Here is a 3971-nt window from a genome sequence, read left to right as displayed (position 1 = left end):
TCGGCGAGATCACCGGCGGCGGCTTCGAGGCGATTGCGGCGGATCCGGACAAGGGTTCGGTCACCACCCTCGTTACCGATGATGTCGGCGGCCCGGGCGGCGGCACGCCGGGCGCCGAGGACACCTGCCTGGTCTCGATCGCGGGGCCTGCGTCCGTCGTCGAAGGTCAGACCTCGACCGGCTACACCGTCAGCCTGAGCCAGCCGGCCGCCACCGACGTCACCATCAAGCTCACCTACTCCGGCACCGCTACCGATGGCTCGGACTACACCGCGGTCACCTCGGTCACCATTCCTGCGGGTCAGACCAGCACGACCTTCGACCTGAGCACGATCGACGACGCGCTGGCCGAGGGCTCGGAAACCATCACCATCTCGGTCGGCGAGATCACCGGCGGCGGCTTCGAGGCCATCGCGGCGGATCCGGACAAGGGTTCGGTCACCACCCTCGTTACCGATGATGTCGGCGGCCCGGGCGGCGGCACGCCGGGCAGCGAGGACACCTGCCTGGTCTCGATTGCAGGCCCGGCCTCCGGCTCGGTCACCGAGGGCGAGACAGCCAGGTTCACCGTCTCGCTGAGCCAGCCTGCAGCGACCGACGTCACCATCAAGCTCACCTACTCCGGCACCGCCACGGACGGTTCGGACTACATCGCTGTCACCTCGGTCACGATTCCGGCCGGACAGAGTTCGGTCGAATTTGATCTGAGCACGATCGACGATGCGCTGGCCGAGGGCTCGGAAAGCATCACCATCTCCGTCGGCGAGATCACAGGCGGCGGCTTCGAGGCCATCGCGGCGGATCCGGACAAGGGCTCGGTCACTACCCTCGTTACCGATGATGTCGGAGGCCCCGGCGGTGGCACGCCAGGCGGTGAGGACACCTGCCTGGTCTCCATCACCGGCCCGGCTTCCGGCTCGGTCACTGAGGGCGAGACAGCCAGGTTCACCGTCAGCCTGAGCCAGCCGGCAGCCACCGACGTCACCGTCAAGCTCACCTACTCCGGCACCGCCACCGATGGCTCGGACTACACCGCGGTCACCTCGGTCACCATTCCAGCCGGACAGAGTTCGGTCGACTTCGACCTGAGCACGATTGACGACGCACTGGCGGAAGGCTCGGAAACCATCACCGTCTCGGTCGGCGAGATCACAGGTGGTGGCTTCGAGGCCATCGCGGCAGATCCGGACAAGGGTTCGGTCACCACCCTCGTTACCGATGATGTCGGCGGCCCGGGCGGCGGCACGCCTGGAGCTGAGGACACCTGCCTGGTCTCCATCACAGGCCCGGCTTCCGGCTCGGTCACCGAGGGCGAGACAGCCAGGTTCACCGTCTCGCTGAGCCAGCCGGCCGCGACTGACGTCACCATCAAGCTCACCTACTCCGGCACTGCCACGGACGGTTCGGACTACACCGCCGTCACCTCGCTCACCATTCCGGCCGGACAGAGTTCGGTCGACTTCGACCTGAGCACGATCGACGATGCGCTGGCCGAGGGCTCGGAAACCATCACCGTCTCGGTCGGCGAAATCACCGGTGGTGGCTTCGAGGCCATCGCGGCGGATCCGGCCAAGGGTTCGGTCACCACCCTCGTTACCGATGATGTCGGCGGCCCGGGCGGCGGCACGCCGGGCGTCGAGGACACTTGTCTGGTCTCGATCACCGGTCCAGGCTCGGTCGTCGAGGGACAGACCGCCAGTGGCTACACCGTCAGCCTGAGCCAGCCGGCCGCCACCGACGTCACCGTCAAGCTCACCTACTCCGGCACGGCCACTGATGGCTCGGACTACACCGCCGTCACCTCGGTCACCATTCCTGCGGGTCAGACCAGCACGACCTTCGACCTGAGCACGATCGACGACGCGCTGGTCGAGGGCTCGGAAACCATCACCGTCTCCGTCGGCGAGATCACCGGCGGTGGCTTCGAGGCGATTACGGCGGATCCGACCAAGGGCTCGATCACCACCCTCGTTACCGATGATGTCGGCGGCCCGGGCAGCGGCACGCCGGGCGTCGAGGACACTTGCCTGGTCTCGATCACCGGTCCAGGCTCGGTCGTCGAGGGACAGACCGCCAGTGGCTACACCGTCAGCCTGAGCCAGCCGGCCTCCACCGACGTCACCGTCAAGCTCACCTACTCCGGCACGGCCACTGATGGCTCGGACTACACCGCCGTCACCTCGGTCACGATTCCTGCGGGTCAGACCCGCACGACCTTCGACCTGAACACGATCGACGACGCACTGGCCGAAGGCTCGGAAAGCATCACCATCTCGGTCGGCGAGATCACCGGCGGTGGCTTCGAGGCGATTGCGGCGGATCCGGACAAGGGCTCGGTCACTACCCTCGTTACCGATGATGTCGGTGGCCCGGGCGGCGGCACGCCGGGCGCCGAGGACACCTGTCTGGTCTCGATCACCGGCCCAGGCTCGGTCGTCGAGGGACAGACCGCCAGTGGCTACACCGTCAGCCTGAGCCAACCGGCCTCCACCGACGTCACCGTCAAGCTCACCTACTCCGGCACGGCCACTGATGGCTCGGACTACACCGCCGTCACCTCGGTCACCATTCCTGCGGGTCAGACCCGCACGACCTTCGACCTGAGCACGATCGACGACGCGCTGGTCGAGGGCTCGGAAACCATCACCGTCTCCGTCGGCGAGATCACCGGCGGCGGCTTCGAGGCGATTGCGGCAGATCCGGACAAGGGTTCGGTCACTACCCTCGTTACCGATGATGTCGGCGGCCCGGGCGGCGGCACGCCGGGCAGCGAGGACACCTGCCTGGTCTCGATTGCAGGCCCGGCCTCCGGCTCGGTCACCGAGGGCGAGACAGCCAGGTTCGCCGTCTCGCTGAGCCAGCCGGCAGCCACCGACGTCACCATCAAGCTCACCTACTCCGGCACCGCCACCGACGGCTCGGACTACACCGCGGTCACTTCGGTCACCATTCCGGCCGGACAGAGTTCGGTCGACTTCGATCTGAGCACGATCGACGATGCGCTGGCGGAAGGCTCGGAAACCATCACCGTCTCGGTCGGCGAGATCACCGGCGGCGGCTTCGAGGCCATCGCGGCGGATCCGGCCAAAGGCTCGGTCACCACCCTCGTTACCGATGATGTCGGCGGCCCGGGCGGCGGCACGCCTGGAGCTGAGGACACCTGCCTGGTCTCGATTGCAGGCCCGGCCTCCGGCTCGGTCACCGAGGGCGAGACAGCCAGGTTCACCGTCTCGCTGAGCCAGCCGGCCGCCACCGACGTCACCATCAAGCTCACCTACTCCGGCACCGCCACCGACGGCTCGGACTACACCGCGGTCACTTCGGTCACCATTCCGGCCGGACAGAGTTCGGTCGACTTCGACCTGAGCACGATCGACGACGCACTGGCCGAGGGCTCGGAAACCATCACCGTCTCGGTCGGCGAGATCACAGACGGCGGCTTCGAGGCCATCGCGGCGGATCCGGCCAAGGGCTCGGTCACCACCCTCGTTACCGATGATGTCGGAGGCCCCGGCGGTGGCACGCCAGGCGCCGAGGACACCTGCCTGGTCTCGATCACTGGCCCCGGTACCGTCGTCGAAGGTCAGACCGCGACCGGCTACACCGTCAGCCTGAGCCAGCCGGCCGCCACCGACGTCACCATCAAGCTCACCTACTCCGGCACCGCCACCGATGGCTCGGACTACACCGCCGTCACCTCGGTCACCATTCCGGCCGGACAGAGTTCGGTCGACTTCGACCTGAGCACGATCGACGACGCGCTGGTGGAAGGCTCGGAAAGCATCACCATCTCGGTCGGCGAGATCACCGGCGGCGGCTTCGAGGCGATTGCGGCGGATCCGGCCAAGGGTTCGGTCACCACCCTCGTTACCGATGATGTCGGAGGCCCGGGCGGCGGCACGCCGGGCGCCGAGGACACCTGTCTGGTCTCGATCGCGGGGCCTGCGTCCGTCGTCGAAGGTCAGACCGCG

At 67.6% G+C, this 3971-nt stretch carries 1 protein-coding gene; it reads left to right on the top strand.

The window, feature by feature from the left end:
- On the top strand, positions 1-3971 hold a 3971-nt coding region (locus HZU84_RS19945; RefSeq protein ID WP_219341027.1), incomplete at both ends, for a beta strand repeat-containing protein.

It is taken from the genome of Sphaerotilus sulfidivorans (assembly GCF_013426975.1).
In the GTDB taxonomy this organism is placed as follows: Bacteria; Pseudomonadota; Gammaproteobacteria; order Burkholderiales; family Burkholderiaceae_C; genus Sphaerotilus; species Sphaerotilus sulfidivorans.
The sequence above is the reverse complement of the archived record's forward strand: the minus strand, read 5'-3'. Positions and strand labels throughout refer to the sequence as shown.